General features: G+C 43.6%; 15 protein-coding genes. 1 reads left to right on the top strand and 14 read right to left on the bottom strand.

Features of this window, described 5'->3' with window-relative positions:
- Nucleotides 1–131: 131 nt before the first annotated feature.
- The 7 genes from pnpS to UB32_RS09970 all read right to left on the bottom strand — a co-directional run bounded on the left by pnpS (nucleotide 132) and on the right by UB32_RS09970 (nucleotide 7,725).
- On the bottom strand, nucleotides 132–1,898 hold the full coding sequence (gene pnpS / locus UB32_RS10000; RefSeq protein ID WP_044393417.1) for a two-component system histidine kinase PnpS: 1,767 nt from the start codon (nucleotides 1,896–1,898) through the stop codon (nucleotides 132–134).
- Nucleotides 1,895–2,608: a response regulator transcription factor gene (locus UB32_RS09995; RefSeq protein WP_044393414.1), complete on the bottom strand. Its 714-nt coding sequence runs from the start codon at nucleotides 2,606–2,608 to the stop codon at nucleotides 1,895–1,897. Before UB32_RS09995 ends, pnpS begins: the two co-directional genes overlap by 4 nt.
- A 178-nt stretch (nucleotides 2,609–2,786) precedes the next feature.
- Nucleotides 2,787–3,263 (bottom strand): MaoC/PaaZ C-terminal domain-containing protein, encoded by a 477-nt coding sequence (locus tag UB32_RS09990; protein ID WP_044393412.1) that lies wholly within the window; start codon nucleotides 3,261–3,263, stop codon nucleotides 2,787–2,789.
- A 78-nt stretch (nucleotides 3,264–3,341) separates the two neighbouring features.
- Nucleotides 3,342–4,280, bottom strand: coding sequence for a malate dehydrogenase (gene mdh, locus UB32_RS09985; RefSeq protein ID WP_044393410.1), 939 nt, complete (start codon nucleotides 4,278–4,280; stop codon nucleotides 3,342–3,344).
- A gap of 73 nt (nucleotides 4,281–4,353) precedes the next feature.
- Nucleotides 4,354–5,622, bottom strand: coding sequence for an NADP-dependent isocitrate dehydrogenase (icd, locus tag UB32_RS09980; RefSeq protein ID WP_044393408.1), 1,269 nt, complete (start codon nucleotides 5,620–5,622; stop codon nucleotides 4,354–4,356).
- A gap of 159 nt (nucleotides 5,623–5,781) precedes the next feature.
- Nucleotides 5,782–6,903: a citrate synthase gene (gene citZ, locus UB32_RS09975; RefSeq protein WP_044393406.1), complete on the bottom strand. Its 1,122-nt coding sequence runs from the start codon at nucleotides 6,901–6,903 to the stop codon at nucleotides 5,782–5,784.
- Between the two features lie 363 nt (nucleotides 6,904–7,266).
- The gene (locus tag UB32_RS09970; protein ID WP_044393404.1) at nucleotides 7,267–7,725 is read right to left on the bottom strand and encodes a DUF441 domain-containing protein; all 459 of its coding nucleotides are present in this window, start codon (nucleotides 7,723–7,725) and stop codon (nucleotides 7,267–7,269) included.
- A gap of 285 nt (nucleotides 7,726–8,010) precedes the next feature.
- Here UB32_RS09970 and ytvI point away from each other — a divergent pair, with 285 nt between their 5' ends.
- A complete protein-coding gene (ytvI, locus tag UB32_RS09965; RefSeq protein WP_044393402.1) occupies nucleotides 8,011–9,132 on the top strand; it encodes a sporulation integral membrane protein YtvI in 1,122 nt (373 codons plus the stop codon).
- A 92-nt stretch (nucleotides 9,133–9,224) separates the two neighbouring features.
- Here ytvI and UB32_RS09960 read toward each other — a convergent pair whose 3' ends face one another.
- The 7 genes from UB32_RS09960 to UB32_RS09930 all read right to left on the bottom strand — a co-directional run bounded on the left by UB32_RS09960 (nucleotide 9,225) and on the right by UB32_RS09930 (nucleotide 16,733).
- A complete protein-coding gene (locus UB32_RS09960) occupies nucleotides 9,225–9,611 on the bottom strand; it encodes an FxsA family protein (RefSeq protein ID WP_044393400.1) in 387 nt (128 codons plus the stop codon).
- Nucleotides 9,612–9,764: 153 nt separating this feature from the next.
- Nucleotides 9,765–11,525, bottom strand: a complete 1,761-nt coding sequence (pyk, locus tag UB32_RS09955) for a pyruvate kinase (protein ID WP_044393398.1) — start codon at nucleotides 11,523–11,525, stop codon at nucleotides 9,765–9,767.
- Nucleotides 11,526–11,557: 32 nt separating this feature from the next.
- Entirely contained in the window at nucleotides 11,558–12,517 is a 960-nt protein-coding gene (pfkA, locus tag UB32_RS09950) for a 6-phosphofructokinase (protein WP_044393395.1), read from the bottom strand.
- A gap of 301 nt (nucleotides 12,518–12,818) precedes the next feature.
- Complete coding sequence (gene accA, locus UB32_RS09945; RefSeq protein ID WP_044393393.1) at nucleotides 12,819–13,796, bottom strand: acetyl-CoA carboxylase carboxyl transferase subunit alpha; 978 nt, start codon at nucleotides 13,794–13,796, stop codon at nucleotides 12,819–12,821.
- Nucleotides 13,781–14,665: an acetyl-CoA carboxylase, carboxyltransferase subunit beta gene (gene accD / locus UB32_RS09940; protein ID WP_044393392.1), complete on the bottom strand. Its 885-nt coding sequence runs from the start codon at nucleotides 14,663–14,665 to the stop codon at nucleotides 13,781–13,783. The genes accA and accD overlap by 16 nt, the downstream gene beginning before the upstream one ends.
- A gap of 201 nt (nucleotides 14,666–14,866) precedes the next feature.
- Nucleotides 14,867–15,430, bottom strand: coding sequence for a FadR/GntR family transcriptional regulator (locus UB32_RS09935; protein ID WP_044393478.1), 564 nt, complete (start codon nucleotides 15,428–15,430; stop codon nucleotides 14,867–14,869).
- A gap of 64 nt (nucleotides 15,431–15,494) precedes the next feature.
- Nucleotides 15,495–16,733: an NAD(P)-dependent malic enzyme gene (locus UB32_RS09930; protein ID WP_044393391.1), complete on the bottom strand. Its 1,239-nt coding sequence runs from the start codon at nucleotides 16,731–16,733 to the stop codon at nucleotides 15,495–15,497.
- Between the last annotated feature and the right edge of the window lie 39 nt (nucleotides 16,734–16,772).

The following is a 16,772-nucleotide window of genomic DNA, read 5'->3' as shown; positions in this document are numbered from 1 at the left end:
AATAAACCTCTTGTTAAGTCTATGTAAATTTGGAAAACTTCTCTCAACCGTTCCCTTCAAAAAACCTTCTTTTCGTCTGTGTTGAAATTTAAGTCCCTTCTCCGTTCTCAAAAAGCCACTTGATCATCTGCTTATCGAGGCATCTTCTTATAGAGTTTAATCGTGAAGGTGGTTCCTTTCCCGACTTGACTGGTTATCTCTATTTGTCCTTTATGGGCTTCCACGATGTGTTTGACGATGGCAAGGCCCAGGCCCGTTCCTCCTGAATTCCGGCTCCGCGCCTTATCGACTCGATAAAAGCGTTCAAAGATCCTTGGAACCTCGCTTTTTTCAATACCAATACCTGAATCCTTTACCAACATAGAAACTGTGTCTCCGTGGTCAATTAAATTGACCTCCACTCTGCTGCCGTTTTGAGAATAAGTGATCGCGTTGCTGACGAGATTGATCAGTACTTGCTTTAGCCTGTTCGCATCTCCTTCAATGACCACCTGTCTTTCTGGCTCTTCAAGCAAAAGCGTAATGCCCTTTTCTGCAGCTTTTCCTTCTAACATTTCCATCACTTCCACTGCTTGCTGGCGGAGATCCACATCTCCAGCTGACAGATGGAAACCATGCTGTTCAATTTTGGAAAGGTCTAGCAATTCCTGAATCAACACTTGAAGCCGGTCACTTTCTTTCAAGATGATTTCAAGGAAAGCTGCCAGTGTAGCTTTATCATGCATCGCGCCATCCAGAAGTGTTTCAGAAAAGCCCTTGATGGAGGTAATTGGTGTTTTTAGCTCATGCGAGACATTGGCCACGAAGTCTTTCCTCATCTGTTCAAGTTTTTTCAACTCGGTAATGTCATGGAATACAAGGAGTATTCCTTTCCAGACATTGCTCGTACCGATGATTGGCACTCCATACACTTCGAAATGACGCCTTTCAATTTCAATCGGAAGGACGACTTGCTTCCTTACTTTTTGCTCGGTCATGAAAATTTCTTCCACCATTCGGATGATTTCCTCATGTTCGATCACTTCATAATATAGTTTATACAAATATTCAGAAGGCTCCACATTGAAGATTTCCTTGTAGGGCTTGTTAATCAAGTTAATAAATCCCCTGCTGTCAATCAAGATCAGACCGCTGCCCATATTTTCGATCAATGTCGTCAGTCTGTCCTGCTGAGATTCCTTCTGCCTCATCAATTCCTGAAGGTTCCTGGCAAGGATATTGATGGACGAACTCAGCATACCCGTTTCATCTATGTGATCCTCATAGGTCCTTGCACGATAGTTTCCTTTTGCCAGCTCAATCGCTACATTTGTTGCAGATTCAATTGGTTTCGTGTAGCGGTTCGTAATCCTTGTAACGAGGAGGATGATCACTACCATTGCCATGCCTAGACTAAAGGTAAGAATCCACCAAATTTGGCGATATGCTTTCTGAACTTCATCAATCTTTGTTGTTAGAAATACATAACCTTCTTTTTCACCGGTGTGAAGGAGGGGATTCCAATAATAATGAAGATCAAAGGCGCCGTTAACTTCAAGATCGTTTTGCTTATTAGGCGTCTTTTTCACAATATTGCTAATAATGTCTTTATGTTTGCTGATTTTTGTGCTGGATAGCTCCCCTGTATCATAATGGATCTCACCATTTAGGTCTACGATCGTGATTCTGGCGTTTAGCAATCGGCTCATCGTTGAAATTTCTTCTCGATCCAGTGAGCCAAGCCCTCCATTTTTTTCAATATTAGAGGTTAAAAGATTGATTTCAATCTTTAATCGTTCGTTAAAAGAATTGATATAATAATTTTTAAATAATTGCCCTAACACAAGACCGAGGCCTATTAGTACGATGATAATCAAGGTAATAAGGGCAAATAACAGCCTTGTCCTGTACTTTGTCATTCTCCCTTCGGTTCCTCCAGCTTATAGCCAAGTCCGCGGATTGTTTTGATATAGGACGGCTTTTTTGTGTTTTGTTCCACTTTTTCACGTAAATGGCTTATATGTACATCGACAATTCTTGTGTCCCCAGCAAAATCATAATTCCAGACCGCGCTTAATAGTTGATCCCGCGTCAAGACCCGGCCTTTATTCCTCGCAAGATAGAGAAGCAATTCGAATTCCTTCGGGGTTAAATCGAGCATATTCTCCATGAAATAAGCTTCATAGAAATCAGGCATAATCCTCAGTTCGCCAATATTGATCTGGCCCTCATCCTCCAGTTTTCCCTCAGGATCCGGCACTGCCTGCACCCTTCTTAGGATGGCTTTTACCCTTGCGACAACCTCTCGCGGGCTGAACGGCTTTGTCATGTAATCGTCTGCACCCAGCTCTAGGCCAAGCACCTTGTCAAACTCGTCATCCTTTGCTGTCAGCATTAAAATGGGAACATTGACTTTCTGCTGCCTGAGTTGCTTGCAAACTTCCATGCCGTCAAGCTTAGGGAGCATCAAATCCAGGACCATCAATTCGGGTTTTTCTTCTACAGCAAGGCGAATCCCTTCCTCCCCGTCCATTCCGGTCACAACTGAGTAACCTGCCTGTTCAAGATTATACTTTAACAATGTCACAATAGATTGTTCATCATCCACAACCAATATTTTCTTGTTCATGTAAGCCTCCAAAAAAAGTTATTACCCCTGATTCACCCAATTCGTTCTATCTCCATTATACTATCAATTCATAAAGGAAAATCAAATTAAAAAAAGAGCGGATTTTTTTCTTCCGCTCCAACTCTTATTTTATACAGTCCACTCTGAGTGCATCAAACAATCAGGTACATCGAATACACTAAAAATTTTCCAATGCCTTTCCATCCATTTGCTGAACTGGGTATGGCGGACAGACAAGCAATTGTCCCTTTACCACTGTCTCCTCCTCTTCATTTTTTCCAGTAACTGCAATCACAATATGGTGCTTGCTTCTGATGACCTCGGTCACTTCAAACAGGAATTGTACTGTTCCATAATGATAGACTGGTTTTACATATTCGAGATCTTGCTTAAGAATATGGCTTCCAGGTCCTGGAAGGTACTTGGAAATAGCCGAAGTAATAATCCCATTCAGCATGATCACAGGAACAATTGGCTTTTCATATGGTGTTTGCGATGCATAATCATGCTGGATATACAAAGGATTCGCATCATTGGTCAAGCCTAAATACAGCAGCAGGTCTTTATCTTCGATTTTTTCTGTAAGTGTTAATTTTTCTCCGATAGTGATTTCTTCTATTTTCCTGCCAAGCTTACGTTTTCTACCAAGCAACAATTTGCATCTACCCCTTTGCAATCGAAGTGTAAAAAAATCGGGGAAAATTCCCCGATTTCTTAAAGCGAGATATCAGCCTTACGCTAGCACAGCCATTACCTTGCGGACTGCCTCCGCAGATTGATCTAGTGCAGATTTTTCTTCCGCCGTTAATTCAAGCTCAATAACTTTCTCAATTCCACCGGCTCCCAGAATTGTCGGAACTCCTAGGTAAATTCCTTCATATCCATATTCCCCTTCAAGATAGGCAATTGCTGGAAGAACACGGCGCTGGTCTTTAAGGATCGCTTCACACATTTCTACTAGTGAAGCTGCAGGCGCATAATAGGCACTCCCATTCCCAAGAAGGTTGACAATTTCTCCTCCGCCTTTGCGTGTACGCTCTACAATCGCTTCCAGACGTTCTTTTGGAATTAATGTCTCAAGCGGAATCCCTCCTGCATATGAATAACGCACTAGTGGCACCATATCATCTCCGTGTCCTCCAAGAACAAAACCTGTTATATCTTTTACAGAAAGATTCAATTCCTGGGCTACGAATGTACGGAAACGAGCAGTATCCAACACTCCAGACTGGCCGATTACTCTGTTTTTAGGAAAACCAGATTCCTTGAAAATAGTATAAGTCATCGCGTCTACAGGGTTCGTCAATACAACAATGAAACTGTTTGGGGAATGCTTGGCTATTTCCTGGGCGACATTTTTCATGATTTTCTGGTTCGTCTGGACAAGATCATCCCGGCTCATGCCGGGCTTGCGGGCAATACCTGCAGTAACAACGACGATGTCTGAGTCTTTCGTATCTTCATAGCTGGATGTACCGGTAATATTGGCATCGAATCCCTGCACTGGGCTCGCTTCCAGCATATCAAGCGCTTTGCCCTTTGTGGCGCTTTCCATTTGCGGGATATCGACCAATACTACATCCCCGAGTTCCTTCTGTGCCAGTAAGAATGCAGTTGTTGCTCCTGTGAATCCTCCACCAATGACTGAAATCTTTTTGCGTTTCAATGACATCAGGCTTCCTCCTCAGATCGAATAAAATTTTATGTAAAGGCTACCCGTTAAATGGATAGCCTTTCCTACCTTTTCAGCCCATGTTCTTGATCAGTACATCGCCAAACTCAGAAGTTTTCACTTCTGTGGCGCCATCCATCAAACGAGCAAAATCATATGTTACAACCTTTGAAGCGATCGATTTTTCCATTGATTGAACGATCAAATTCGCTGCTTCAATCCAGCCAATGTGTTCCAGCATCAGGACGCCGGAAAGGATGACAGATGAAGGGTTCACCTTGTCCAATCCAGCATATTTCGGTGCCGTTCCATGTGTAGCTTCGAAAATGGCATGACCTGTTTCATAGTTAATGTTAGCCCCAGGAGCAATTCCGATTCCGCCTACTTGTGCAGCAAGCGCATCAGATATAAAGTCGCCATTCAGGTTCATCGTTGCAACCACATCAAACTCCTTTGGACGAGTAAGAATTTGCTGAAGAAAAATATCTGCAATCGCATCTTTTACAATGATTTTGCCTGCCGCTTCTGCATCAGACTGTGCTTTATTCGCTGCATCTGTTCCTTGTTCTTCCTTGATCCTGTCATATTGAGCCCAGGTGAATACTTTATCGCCAAATTCCTTTTCAGCAAGTTCATAACCCCAGTTTTTGAACGCGCCTTCTGTGAATTTCATGATATTGCCTTTATGTACTAGTGTTAAAGATTTGCGGCCTTCTGCGATAGCGTACTGGATTGCTGCACGTACGAGGCGCTCAGTTCCTTGTTTGGAAACAGGCTTAATGCCAATACCTGAAGTTTCAGGGAAGCGGATTTTATTTACTCCCAATTCATTTTGCAGGAAGTCAATAAGTTTCTTGACGTCATCAGAACCGCTTGCATACTCGATGCCAGCATAGATATCCTCTGTATTTTCACGAAAAATAACCATGTCAGTATCTTCAGGGCGCTTAACAGGTGATGGCACACCTTCGAACCAGCGAACAGGGCGCAAGCATACAAACAGGTCTAACTCCTGGCGCAGTGCAACGTTCAGAGAACGGATTCCTCCGCCGATTGGGGTTGTCAGTGGACCTTTGATTGCGATCAGGTATTCTTTGATCAACTCTAATGTTTCGCTTGGAAGCCATTCGCCAGTTTGGTTAAATGCCTTTTCACCAGCAAATACCTCTTTCCAGACAATTTTCCGCTCGCCTTTGTATGCTTTTTCAACCGCTGCATCAAGAACGCGGACAGAAGCTGCCCAGATATCCGGACCTATGCCGTCACCTTCGATAAAAGGAATAACTGGATTGTTTGGTACGTTTAAAACTCCATCTTTGACTGTGATTTTTTCACCTTGCATTGTTTTCTCTCCCTCCAAAATCCTCGTTTCAAAATCAAAGGTTAGCAGCCCTTATACCTCTAACCTTTGCTCTTCGGAAGCCAGGCATTGATGACTGACTTCCCTCACTCTCCTATTACAGCAATTTTTCACTAAAAAGTAAAATATTGCAGCTTCTTTTTATATTCCTCTTCTTTCAATGGCAACATATTCCTGCTTTCCTGGACCGATATAATCGGCGCGAGGACGGATCAGGCGATTGTTGTCATATTGCTCAAGGATATGGGCAAGCCACCCGGATACACGGCTTACGGCAAAAATTGGTGTAAACAGATCATGATCAATGCCTAGACTGTGATAGACAGATGCAGAATAGAAATCTACATTTGGCGGCAGGTTCTTTTCCCCTGTTACGATTTCTTCGATCTTAGTGGACATATCGTACCAGTGTGGTTCACCGGTAAGCACAGTCAGCCGTTTAGACATTTCTCTTAAGTGCTTTGCACGAGGGTCTCCCTGGCGATAGACACGGTGTCCGAAGCCCATGATCTTTTCCTTGTTCGCAAGCTTTTGACGGATTGACGGCTCCACATTTTCAAGCGTGCCGATTTCAGTCAGCATTTTCATCACCGCTTCATTTGCTCCTCCGTGTAGCGGTCCCTTCAACGCACCGAGGGCAGCGGTAACACCTGAATATACATCAGAAAGTGTCGCAACACACACGCGTGCAGTAAAAGTGGAAGCATTAAGTTCATGGTCGGCGTGAAGGACAAGCGCCTTGTTCATCGCTTCTACCGCTATTTGTTCAGGTTCCTCGCCTGTCAGCATGTAAAGAAAGTTCGCTGCGAAATTAAGGTCTTCTCTTGGCGGTACTGGCTCAAGACCTTTTCGGACTCTAGCGAATGCCGCAACGATTGCTGGCATTTTCGCCTGCAGACGGACCGCCTTTCGATAATTCGCTTCTTTTTCCATTACATCAGCTTCATCATCATATAATCCTAAAAGTGACACAGCCGAGCGGAGGGCAGCCATTGGATGGACTTTATCGATTGGATACATCTTGAAATGCTCGAGTACTTCCTTAGGCAACGCTGCATTTTCTGCAAGCTGTGTCTTCAATTCTTCCAATTCTGCCGCTGTAGGAAGCTTGCGATGCCATAATAAGTAAATTACTTCTTCGAAACTAGCATTTTCAGTTAAATCATCAATATCATAACCAACATACGTCAGCGTATCATCGATGATCGAACTGATTGAAGATGTTGTAGCCACTACCCCTTCAAGACCACGTGTTACTGTCATACAAATCTCTCCTTTGTCGTTTAAATTCCCCATACCCCATCATTTGTCTGTAAATGAATTGCTGTACAAGACAGCGATCAGAAAAAAGTGATTTTCTGACATATTTTCGAAAAGCCGAACCATACGCCGGCGACAGACCGATCTTACTAATTTTGCCATTATAAGCTGTTTTCGAGCGCTTGCTCAAGTAACCGGCAAAAAAGAAAATGCTTACATTTTTGAAAAATAAAAACAATGAATTCCTGCATCTCTCCAATGCCTGCGCATAATTGGAAGCAGTTACAAGTCCTATTATAAACAATTATCTGATATTTGTGAATGAAAACAACTTAATTCAGAGGAAAATATTATTTTAAAAAAAGGCTATTTAAAAAGATCAAAGATTTTCATTGCGGCGTAGGCAATCCCTGCACCTATCAGCGGACCAACGGCTACTCCTTTAAAAATGGAAACCGCCAAAATCGTGCCTAGGACGAGCGCAGTTGTGATATGGGGATCTTCCGCCAGCAAAGTCACACCGCCTTTTGCAAGCAGCGCAACTGCCATTCCCGAAAGAAGAGCTATCCATGCATATGAAGATTTGAACGCGCCAGATAAATCCTTGAAGCCGATATCACCGCTAGCAATCGGGGCTAACACAGCTATGGTGATGACCGTCACTCCCCAGTTAATCCCCTTTCCCTGGATAAACGAAAATGTTTTTGCTTCTACACCGGCAAGCTTCATCACCAGAAGGACCAGCACGGCAATGATTAATGATTGATTTTTGGCCGCGAAGGCAATCACCAGCAAAGTCAGTAGAAATATCAAAGGTTGAAACATCAATTTGTCATCCTTCCACGGTTAAAACTATTTTAACATAATTATAAATAAGACTCTTCCACTTTTCCATTTTCTACTATATTCCACAGAAACTTGTTCGTATTCCCTTATTTATTGTTCAGCTACTTGAGGTTTTTAAAGGAATTATCAGAAGAAAGGCGAATCTTTTTTATAGACAGACTGTATATTGTTGCAGCATAACATTTCAGGAACACCGCCACGACTTGCAAGTTAGTCAATAAGATTGATCCTGTCAGAATGGCGATTCCAAAAGGAGGAACCTGCTTGAATCCCATCTATCTTCATCGAACCCTGCGCTTTTTCCTGGTCATCAGCGTGATTATCGCAGGAATATTTGCGTTGTTTTTTGTCTCAAAAGTCACTTATCCATTTATCATTGGGTTCCTGATTGCATTTATGATGAATCCAATGGTCAACTTTTTTCAGGAACGGCTGAAAATGCCGAGATCACTGGCAGTGATCATTGTCCTTGTCTTAATCCTATCTTTGTTTGCGGGGCTGATTACATTGCTCATTGTCGAAATTGCTTCCGGAGCTGAATATCTCGCAAACGTTGTTCCTGAACACCTTGTTACCCTGATTAATTACATAGAGCACTTATTTGCTGCGCAGCTCATTCCACTCTATAACCAACTGGCAGGAATGTTCCAAAGCCTTGATACAGGTCAGCAGGACACGATTATGAACAATATTCAAAGTGTCGGCGCCAACATTGGGACGACAGCAGGCAATTTCATTAAGAATTTTTTCGAAAAAATCCCGAATATCCTTACATGGTTCCCTAATGCAGCTACCATTCTCATTTTCTCCTTATTGGGAACTTTTTTCATCAGCAAAGACTGGTACAGATTGTCAGCAATCAGTAATAAGCTGCTGCCAAAACGAGCAAGAACAAGCAGCCGTACGGTGTTTATCGATTTAAAAAAGGCGTTATTTGGATTCATAAAGGCTCAGGCTACCCTTGTATCACTTACTACAGTTATCATCCTGATTGGCTTGCTGATCCTTCGTGTCGATTATGCGATCACGATTGCCCTTGTTGCCGGGATTGTCGATATTGTTCCCTATCTTGGCACGGGAGTTGTCTTTGTTCCATGGATCATCTATGAAGCAATTGCAGGTGACACCGCTTCCGCAATTGGTTTGGGCGTTTTATATATTGTGGTGCTTGTCCAAAGGCAGGTCATGGAGCCGAAAATTTTATCTTCCAGCATCGGCCTTGATCCGCTCGCCACTTTGATCGCTCTATTTGTAGGATTTAAAACCATTGGCTTTCTCGGTCTGATTGTCGGTCCAGTCATCTTGGTTGTCATCAACACCCTGCAGCGTGCGAACGTTTTTCACGATGTATGGACATTCATAAAAGGAAAAGAAATCATTAAATGACAGTGGATTTTGCTGACTATCCTCTGATCCCGGTTCCTTTGCATCTAAAACAGCATACAAAACGCCAACCATCAAAAGTTGGCGTTATAAAGTCAGCGGATTACTTTGATGGTTCCTTTATCAATCCAGTTACGGAACTGTTTCAGCATCAAAGCTTTGAAAAACTTTCTGGTAGGAGGAGCCAGGAGCAAGAACCCTAGAATATCAGTGATAAACCCAGGCGTCAGAAGGAGGATTCCTCCAGTTAAGATGCTGATTCCATCCAAAATCACATCTCCTGGCATCATCCCTCTCCTTACTATTTCCTGTGTTTTTCTGATGGTTTCCAAGCCTTGTTGCTTCGCTAGAAAAGCTCCAAGGAATCCAGTCAAGAGAATGAGAACGATCGTCGCCGGAATGCCAATGGTCTGTCCGGAAAACATGAGTATCCCAATTTCTGCAGCCGGAACTATCACTAAAATCAAAAAAATATATTTCATGTTACACCTCAATTTGTTAGGAGATTGCGTGTCTTTCTCTTTTATTATATGTGCCGAATTGAGCAGAACACAACTTATTTGGTTTTATGACTTCACACATGCCTTAACAATAAAAGGATGGAGAGCATGCCTCCATCCTTTTATCTTATCTTTTTAAAGTACGCTTGCGTGGCCTTTGTAAATGACACCTCTTGCAGAATCAACGGTGATTTCCTGACCGTCATTAAACAGAGTCATTGCATTCTCCACTCCGACGATAACTGGGATGCCTAGATTTAGTCCGACTACAGCTGCGTGGCTTGTCAAACCGCCCTCTTGCGTGATTAATGCACTGCACTTTTCAAGCGCAGGCACCATGTCGCGGTCAGAACCAATTGTAACAAGAATACTGCCTTGTTTTACCTTGCTGATGGCTTCTTGTGCATCTTTTGCTAAGACTACTCGTCCGTATGCAGACTTGCGGCCAATCCCTTGTGCTTTTGCCAAGATACCGCCGACTACATGGATTTTCATCAAATTGGTTGTCCCAGCTTCTCCTACTGGAACACCTGCAGTAATGACTACGAGGTCTCCATGGGAAACATGTCCGCAATTGACACTTTCTTCAACGGCACTCGCAAGCATTTCATCCGTCGTTTCTGCCTTTTGCCCTAGCTGAGGATATACTCCCCATACAAGCGCAAGGCGACGGACAACATGATCGTTAGATGTAACCGCGATGATCGGTGCCTTTGGGCGATACTTTGAAATCATCCGTGCAGTGTGACCACTTTCGGTTGGAGTAATGATCGCATTCACTTCTAGGTTAAGTGCTGTATGCGCAACCGATTGTCCGATCGCATCGGTAATATTGTGTTCTGTCTCTTTGCTGCGCAATGACAGCAATTCCTTATGATTTAATGCACTTTCTGCACGTGAAGCAATATTATGCATGGTTTGTACAGCTTCTACAGGGTATTGTCCAGCTGCTGTTTCGCCTGAGAGCATGATGGCGTCACTTCCATCGAAAATTGCATTCGCCACGTCGCTGGCCTCCGCACGGGTCGGGCGCGGGTTGCGCTGCATAGAATCTAGCATCTGTGTAGCAGTAATAACCGGCTTTCCTTGTGTATTGCATTTTTTGATCAAATCTTTTTGAACAAGTGGTACCTCTTCTGCAGGAATCTCCACTCCAAGATCTCCACGCGCCACCATGAGGCCATCAGAAACTTCTAGAATTTCGTTGATGTTATCAACGCCTTCTTGATTCTCAATCTTAGGGATGATTTGGATGTACGATCCATTGTTTTCTTCCAAAAACTGGCGGATTTCCAATACATCCGTTGCGCGACGGACAAATGATGCTGCAATGAAGTCTACCCCCTGCTCAATACCGAATAGAATATCTTTCCTATCCTTCTCGGTAATTCCCGGAAGGTTTACCGAAACACCAGGCACATTCACACCCTTTTTGTTTTTAAGAATCCCAGCATTTAGAACTTTTGTTTTAATTTGATTTTCTTCCTTGTCGATGCTGGTTACTTCCAGCCCAATCAAGCCGTCATCTAGGAGAATTTTTGCCCCTGGATGGACATCGTCAATTAGCTGGTCATATGTTACAGAGAATTTCTCCGATGTTCCTAAAACTTCGTTCATGGAAATGATGCATTCCTGACCTGTTTTTAATTCAACCGCACCATTTTCCATATCGTTAGTGCGGATTTCAGGGCCTTTCGTATCGAGAAGGATGCCTATCTTTTTCCCTGTTTTTTCTGCAGCCACTCTGATATTTTTGATACGCGCAGCATGTTCTTCGTGATTTCCATGCGAGAAATTCAAGCGAGATACATTCATTCCAGCTTCAATCAATTGAGTTAATTTTTCTACACTTTCACTTGCGGGACCAATCGTACAAACAATTTTCGTTTTACGCATAGATTGCCACCTCCTGGTTTACTGAAAAGCAATTAAATAGAAAGCTCTTGTGATAATTTATATAAGTTCATGTCAAGCGTGTGTTCTTTTCCTAGTGCTTCAATAATGTCATAATCCACTAGCTGATTCTTTTCCATCCCAACAGCTCGTCCGCCTTTTCCTTCTATAAGCAGCTCCACTGCACGTGCGCCAAGACGGCTCGCGAGTACCCGATCAAATGCAGTTGGGGACCCTCCACGCTGGACATGTCCGAGAACCGTAACCCTTGTATCGAAATCTGTCTCTTCCTTTAATTGCTTCGCAAATTCATAGCCGCTTACGACGCCTTCAGCCACAACAATAATGCTGTGTTTCTTGCCTCGTTCATGTCCTTTTTTAAGCCGGTTAGCAATATCAGTCATATCATAATGGTCTTCTGGTATTAGGATCGTTTCAGCTCCGCCTGCTAAACCTGCCCACAAGGCAATATCTCCTGCATTGCGTCCCATTACTTCCACGACAAACGTTCTTTCATGTGATGATGCAGTATCGCGGATTTTGTCGATCGCATCAATTACTGTGTTGAGTGCAGTATCAAAGCCAATGGTAAACTCTGTGCCAGGAATATCATTATCAATGGTACCTGGAACGCCAACACAAGGGAAACCTTGTTCGGTCAAAGCCTTTGCTCCCCGGTAGGATCCGTCACCGCCAATGACGACCAGACCGTCAATGCCGAATTTTTTCAGTTGTTCGATTCCTTTTTGCTGACCTTCTTTCGTTTTGAATTCTTCACTGCGTGCTGAATAAAGGAATGTTCCGCCACGATGGATAATGTCACCAACTGAACCAAGCTCCAGTTTTTCGATCTTTCCCTTCATCAATCCAGCATACCCACCAATTACACCATAAACCTCGATATCATGAAAAATCCCTTTTCTTACTACAGCACGAATCGCAGCATTCATTCCAGGTGCATCCCCGCCACTCGTTAAAACTCCAATTCTTTTCATTTTCATTCACCTCATTCGGTATTATCTATGTACTTTGCTGCTTTTCCAATCGTTCCTTCCTGAATAACATGAAGAAACAGCAACGAAACTGGAAAAACATCACTCAAACTAATTACTGGTTATCCTGTTAGCATCTCTTATTATAAACCAGAATACCCGGGAATATTTCTAAAATAACATGTATGGGGGCGCTATCTCAATAGAATCCTCCATATTGACAATAAGTTGGAATTATCATGTAATTGCAAGCGCTTTTTTTATGAGGTTACTTTAAAAAATAAAACGTGCACTTTCGCACGTTTTATTTTACCCCGATCCGTTCGGTTGGAAACGAAAACTCGCCAATTCGTTTATATTTCTCATATCGCTGGTTCAACAATGTCTCTTCATCTAGCACTTGCAGCTTTGACATGGAGTCTATTAAAATTTTATCGATATACTTTGCTTGCTGCTGCAAATCTTTATGCGCTCCACCCTTTACTTCTGGAATGATTTCATCTATAATTCCCAGTCCTTTAAGGTCGGGAGCGGTGATTTTCATCGTTTCAGCTGCTTTCTTCGCCAACGAGGAATCCTTCCAAAGGAGCGCTGCTGCGCCTTCAGGAGAGATGACTGAATAGGTCGAGTTCTCCAGCATGTGAATATAATTTCCAACTCCGAGCGCCAGTGCTCCACCACTTCCGCCTTCGCCAATGACGACACAGATGACCGGAACCCTCAGGCCAGCCATTTCGAACAGATTGCGGGCAATTGCTTCGCTCTGTCCTCTTTCTTCTGCCGCTTTTCCAGGGTAAGCGCCTTTTGTATCAATGAACGAAATGATCGGCCGCCGGAATTTTTCAGCCTGCTTCATCAAACGCAGTGCTTTCCGATAACCCTCCGGATGGGGCATGCCAAAGTTCCGGCGTATATTCTCCTTCGTATCTTTGCCGCGCTGATGGCCAATAACCGTTATTGGATAGCCGTGGAACTTGGCGATCCCACCAACAATTGCTTCGTCATCTCCAAAAGTTCTGTCCCCATGACATTCGAAAAAGTCTGTGAACAGCAACGAGATGTATTCAAGTGTTGTTGGGCGATTAGGATGACGAGCTATCTGTACCCGTTCCCACGGTTTCATGTTCCCATATATTTCTGTTTCAAGCTTTTGCAGTCTGGCCTCAAGCTTATCGATTTCAGATGTTAGATCCACGTCGGTATTTTTCATGTATTCCTTAAGCTCACTGATTTTCTTTCTTAATTCCACTACCGGTTTCTCAAATTCTAGTTCTCCTGCCATTCGAACGTCCCTCCTGGCTGATGAATGTCAAGTATTGCTGCAATCTTTTCCTTCATATCAACTCTCGAAATCACAGCATCGAGCTGCCCTTGCTTTAGCAAAAATTCTGCTGTCTGAAAGTCTTCCGGCAGTTCTTCTCGAATTGTCTGTTCAATAATCCTTCGGCCAGCAAAGCCAATCAGCGCTCCAGGTTCGGCGAAATTGTAATCTCCAAGACTGGCAAAGCTTGCAGAAACTCCTCCTGTGGTAGGATGCGTCATAACAGAGATGATCAATCCGCCGTGATCGCTGAATCTTTTTAGCGCAACGCTTGTTTTCGCCATTTGCATCAGACTCAATACACCCTCCTGCATCCTTGCTCCACCTGACGCGGTAAAGATAATGAATGGGATGGACAATTCATCAGCCTTCTCAATCGCTCTTGTAATCTTTTCGCCTACCACTGATCCCATGCTCCCCATTCTAAAATGGGCATCCATGATCGCGATCGCAGCTTCATATCCTTTTACGGTGCCTATGCCAGTAACTACTGCCTCATTCAATCCTGTTTTTTTGCGGTCTTGTTCGAGTTTTTCTTCGTACCCGGGGAAGTCGAGCGGATTGCCTGAAACCATCTCCCGGTCCAGTTCCCGAAAGCTTTCGAAATCCAAGAAACTATTAATTCGTTCAGCTGAATTCATCTGGAAATGATACTCGCATTGTGTGCATACTTTGTAGTTCTTGTTTAGTTCTTTTGTATACAAGATTTTTTTGCAGTTCGGGCATTTGGTCATGATTCCTTCAGGAACATCCTGCTTCGCCGCTTTAGAAGGAATGGTTGCGTACTTTTTCGGTTTTGTTTTCGTTTTCGTAAAAAGTTCCTTAAGCAATATGTAACCCCCTCCGAATCATACTGGTTGATTTGTACTATTCTCCATTTGTTAGGAACTGCTTCTGCTTATTCTTTCTATTCTGAATGTACTGCCCAACGGTGGTCAGGCCACCACAGCCAAAAAGAATGAGAAACTGGCATCCTAGGCATATCCACAAGTATAAAACAGCCTGCCTTCAAAAGATGTTGCTTTCTGTCGTCATTTCATCGACATATTCCGTAAGATACGATGCCTATTCAAAATCAGTTCTCCGTTTTTTGTAACAAGGGCATCTACCAGCAAATGGTATTGCGCCTTTTCAGCTTTGCTTGTTTTCATCTCAAGTGCCTTGTAATAATCGTTTAATATACACCAAATTCGATAAAAAAGGTGATTATCAGCAAGTTTAGCCATTTTCCTAAAAAATTCCTCGTCTTCAAAATGATCGTCATCTATCAAGATTTTTAATCTTTTGATGTCTTCGTCCTGAATCTTTTCAGCTGCCAAAAGCAAACAATCTGCTTCGATCATGCTTTTTGTTTCGACCACATCATCTTTGGCTTTTTTATCTTGCAGGATAAAGGTGCTTAATAATTGGACTAGCTGGTTGCCGCGGAAATCCCTGATGAAGGTTCCTTCTCCCCTTCTCGTCTCAATCAGCCCTAGAAGCTCTAAAGCCCGCAACGCTTCGCGAACAGAAGAGCGCCCAGCATTTAGGCGCTCTGAAAGTTCACGTTCGGAGGGGATTTTATCCCCGGGCTTCATGCCGCCTTTATTAATCATATCCCTGAGCTGCCTGACTATTTCCACATATACTTTCGTGTTTTTTTCAGGCTGTTCCACTCCATCACTCACCTTTTCCGATCAATGCAAGGCGTTCAGTACGCTCCTTGACCTCCTGAGGATCGACCTTGATTCGAGCAACTCCGGTTTCCATCGCCGCTTTTGCAACAGCTGCAGCAACAGCCGGCGCTACCCGCGGATCGAATGGACCAGGGATCACATAATCGCTGGATAGCTCTGATTCCTCAATTAGGCCTGCAATTGCCTGTACAGCTGCCACTTTCATTTTTTCATTGATATGGGTTGCCCTTGCGTCCAATGCTCCGCGGAAGATTCCAGGGAAGGCAAGAACATTATTCACCTGGTTCGGGAAATCAGAGCGGCCAGTACCTATGACCGCTGCACCGGCATCCTTCGCTTCGTCCGGCATGATTTCCGGCACTGGATTGGCCATCGCAAAAATGATGGAATCAGGATTCATCGTCTGAACCATTTCTGCCGTCAGTGCTCCAGCTACTGAAACGCCAATGAACACATCTGCCCCTTTGATTGCATCAGCCAGCGAGCCTTTTACATTGTCGCGGTTAGTGAATTTCGCCACTTCTTCCTTGATGGAATTCATGCCGTTCGAGCGTCCTTCGTAAATCGCGCCTTTTGTATCACACATGATGATGTCACGGACTCCGTATGAGTATAGTAGCTTGATGATGGCAATGCCAGCCGCTCCCGCTCCGTTCGCAACCACCTTGATTTCATTCATTTTTTTCCCGACAATTTTCAGCGCATTGACGAGCCCTGCCGCGGTGACTATTGCAGTTCCATGCTGGTCATCATGGAATACAGGGATATTCGTCTCTTTTTTCAAACGTTCTTCAATTGCAAAACAGTTTGGTGCAGCTATATCCTCCAGGTTCACGCCGCCAAATGTCGGTTCAAGGAGCTTCACGGTTTCTACAATTTTATCTACATCCGTTGTATTTAAACAAATGGGAAATGCATCGACACCAGCAAAGCTTTTGAACAAGACTGCCTTTCCTTCCATTACAGGAAGTGCGGCTTCCGGACCAATATTGCCAAGCCCTAAGACAGCAGTCCCATCGGATACAATTGCCACCATATTGCCCTTCATAGTATAATCATAAACTGTTTCCGGCTTATCATATATCTCCTTGCAAGGCTCTGCAACTCCCGGAGAATAGGCAAGGCTTAAATCTCTAGCATTCATGACAGGAACTTTCGATTTCGACTCTAATTTCCCTTTATTCACACGGTGCATGTGCAAAGCTTCTTCACGTAAAGTCAACTCAGGTCCACTCCTCATTTTTGGGCTCTCTGCGACACG

Origin of the sequence: Mesobacillus subterraneus, assembly GCF_000934845.1 — a bacterium.
Taxonomy (GTDB): Bacteria; Bacillota; Bacilli; order Bacillales; family Cytobacillaceae; genus Mesobacillus; species Mesobacillus stamsii.
The sequence above is the reverse complement of the archived record's forward strand: the minus strand, read 5'-3'. Positions and strand labels throughout refer to the sequence as shown.

Excerpts from the sequence above, each read along its gene's own strand:
- pnpS (WP_044393417.1), bottom strand. The coding sequence starts at position 1,898 with ATGACAAAGTACAGGACAAGGCTGTTATTTGCCCTTATTACCTTGATT.
- UB32_RS09995 (WP_044393414.1), bottom strand. The coding sequence starts at position 2,608 with ATGAACAAGAAAATATTGGTTGTGGATGATGAACAATCTATTGTGACA.
- mdh (WP_044393410.1), bottom strand. The coding sequence starts at position 4,280 with ATGTCATTGAAACGCAAAAAGATTTCAGTCATTGGTGGAGGATTCACA.
- icd (WP_044393408.1), bottom strand. The coding sequence starts at position 5,622 with ATGCAAGGTGAAAAAATCACAGTCAAAGATGGAGTTTTAAACGTACCA.
- citZ (WP_044393406.1), bottom strand. The coding sequence starts at position 6,903 with ATGACAGTAACACGTGGTCTTGAAGGGGTAGTGGCTACAACATCTTCA.
- UB32_RS09970 (WP_044393404.1), bottom strand. The coding sequence starts at position 7,725 with ATGTTTCAACCTTTGATATTTCTACTGACTTTGCTGGTGATTGCCTTC.
- UB32_RS09960 (WP_044393400.1), bottom strand. The coding sequence starts at position 9,611 with ATGAAATATATTTTTTTGATTTTAGTGATAGTTCCGGCTGCAGAAATT.
- pyk (WP_044393398.1), bottom strand. The coding sequence starts at position 11,525 with ATGCGTAAAACGAAAATTGTTTGTACGATTGGTCCCGCAAGTGAAAGT.
- pfkA (WP_044393395.1), bottom strand. The coding sequence starts at position 12,517 with ATGAAAAGAATTGGAGTTTTAACGAGTGGCGGGGATGCACCTGGAATG.
- accA (WP_044393393.1), bottom strand. The coding sequence starts at position 13,796 with ATGGCAGGAGAACTAGAATTTGAGAAACCGGTAGTGGAATTAAGAAAG.
- UB32_RS09935 (WP_044393478.1), bottom strand. The coding sequence starts at position 15,430 with ATGATTAATAAAGGCGGCATGAAGCCCGGGGATAAAATCCCCTCCGAA.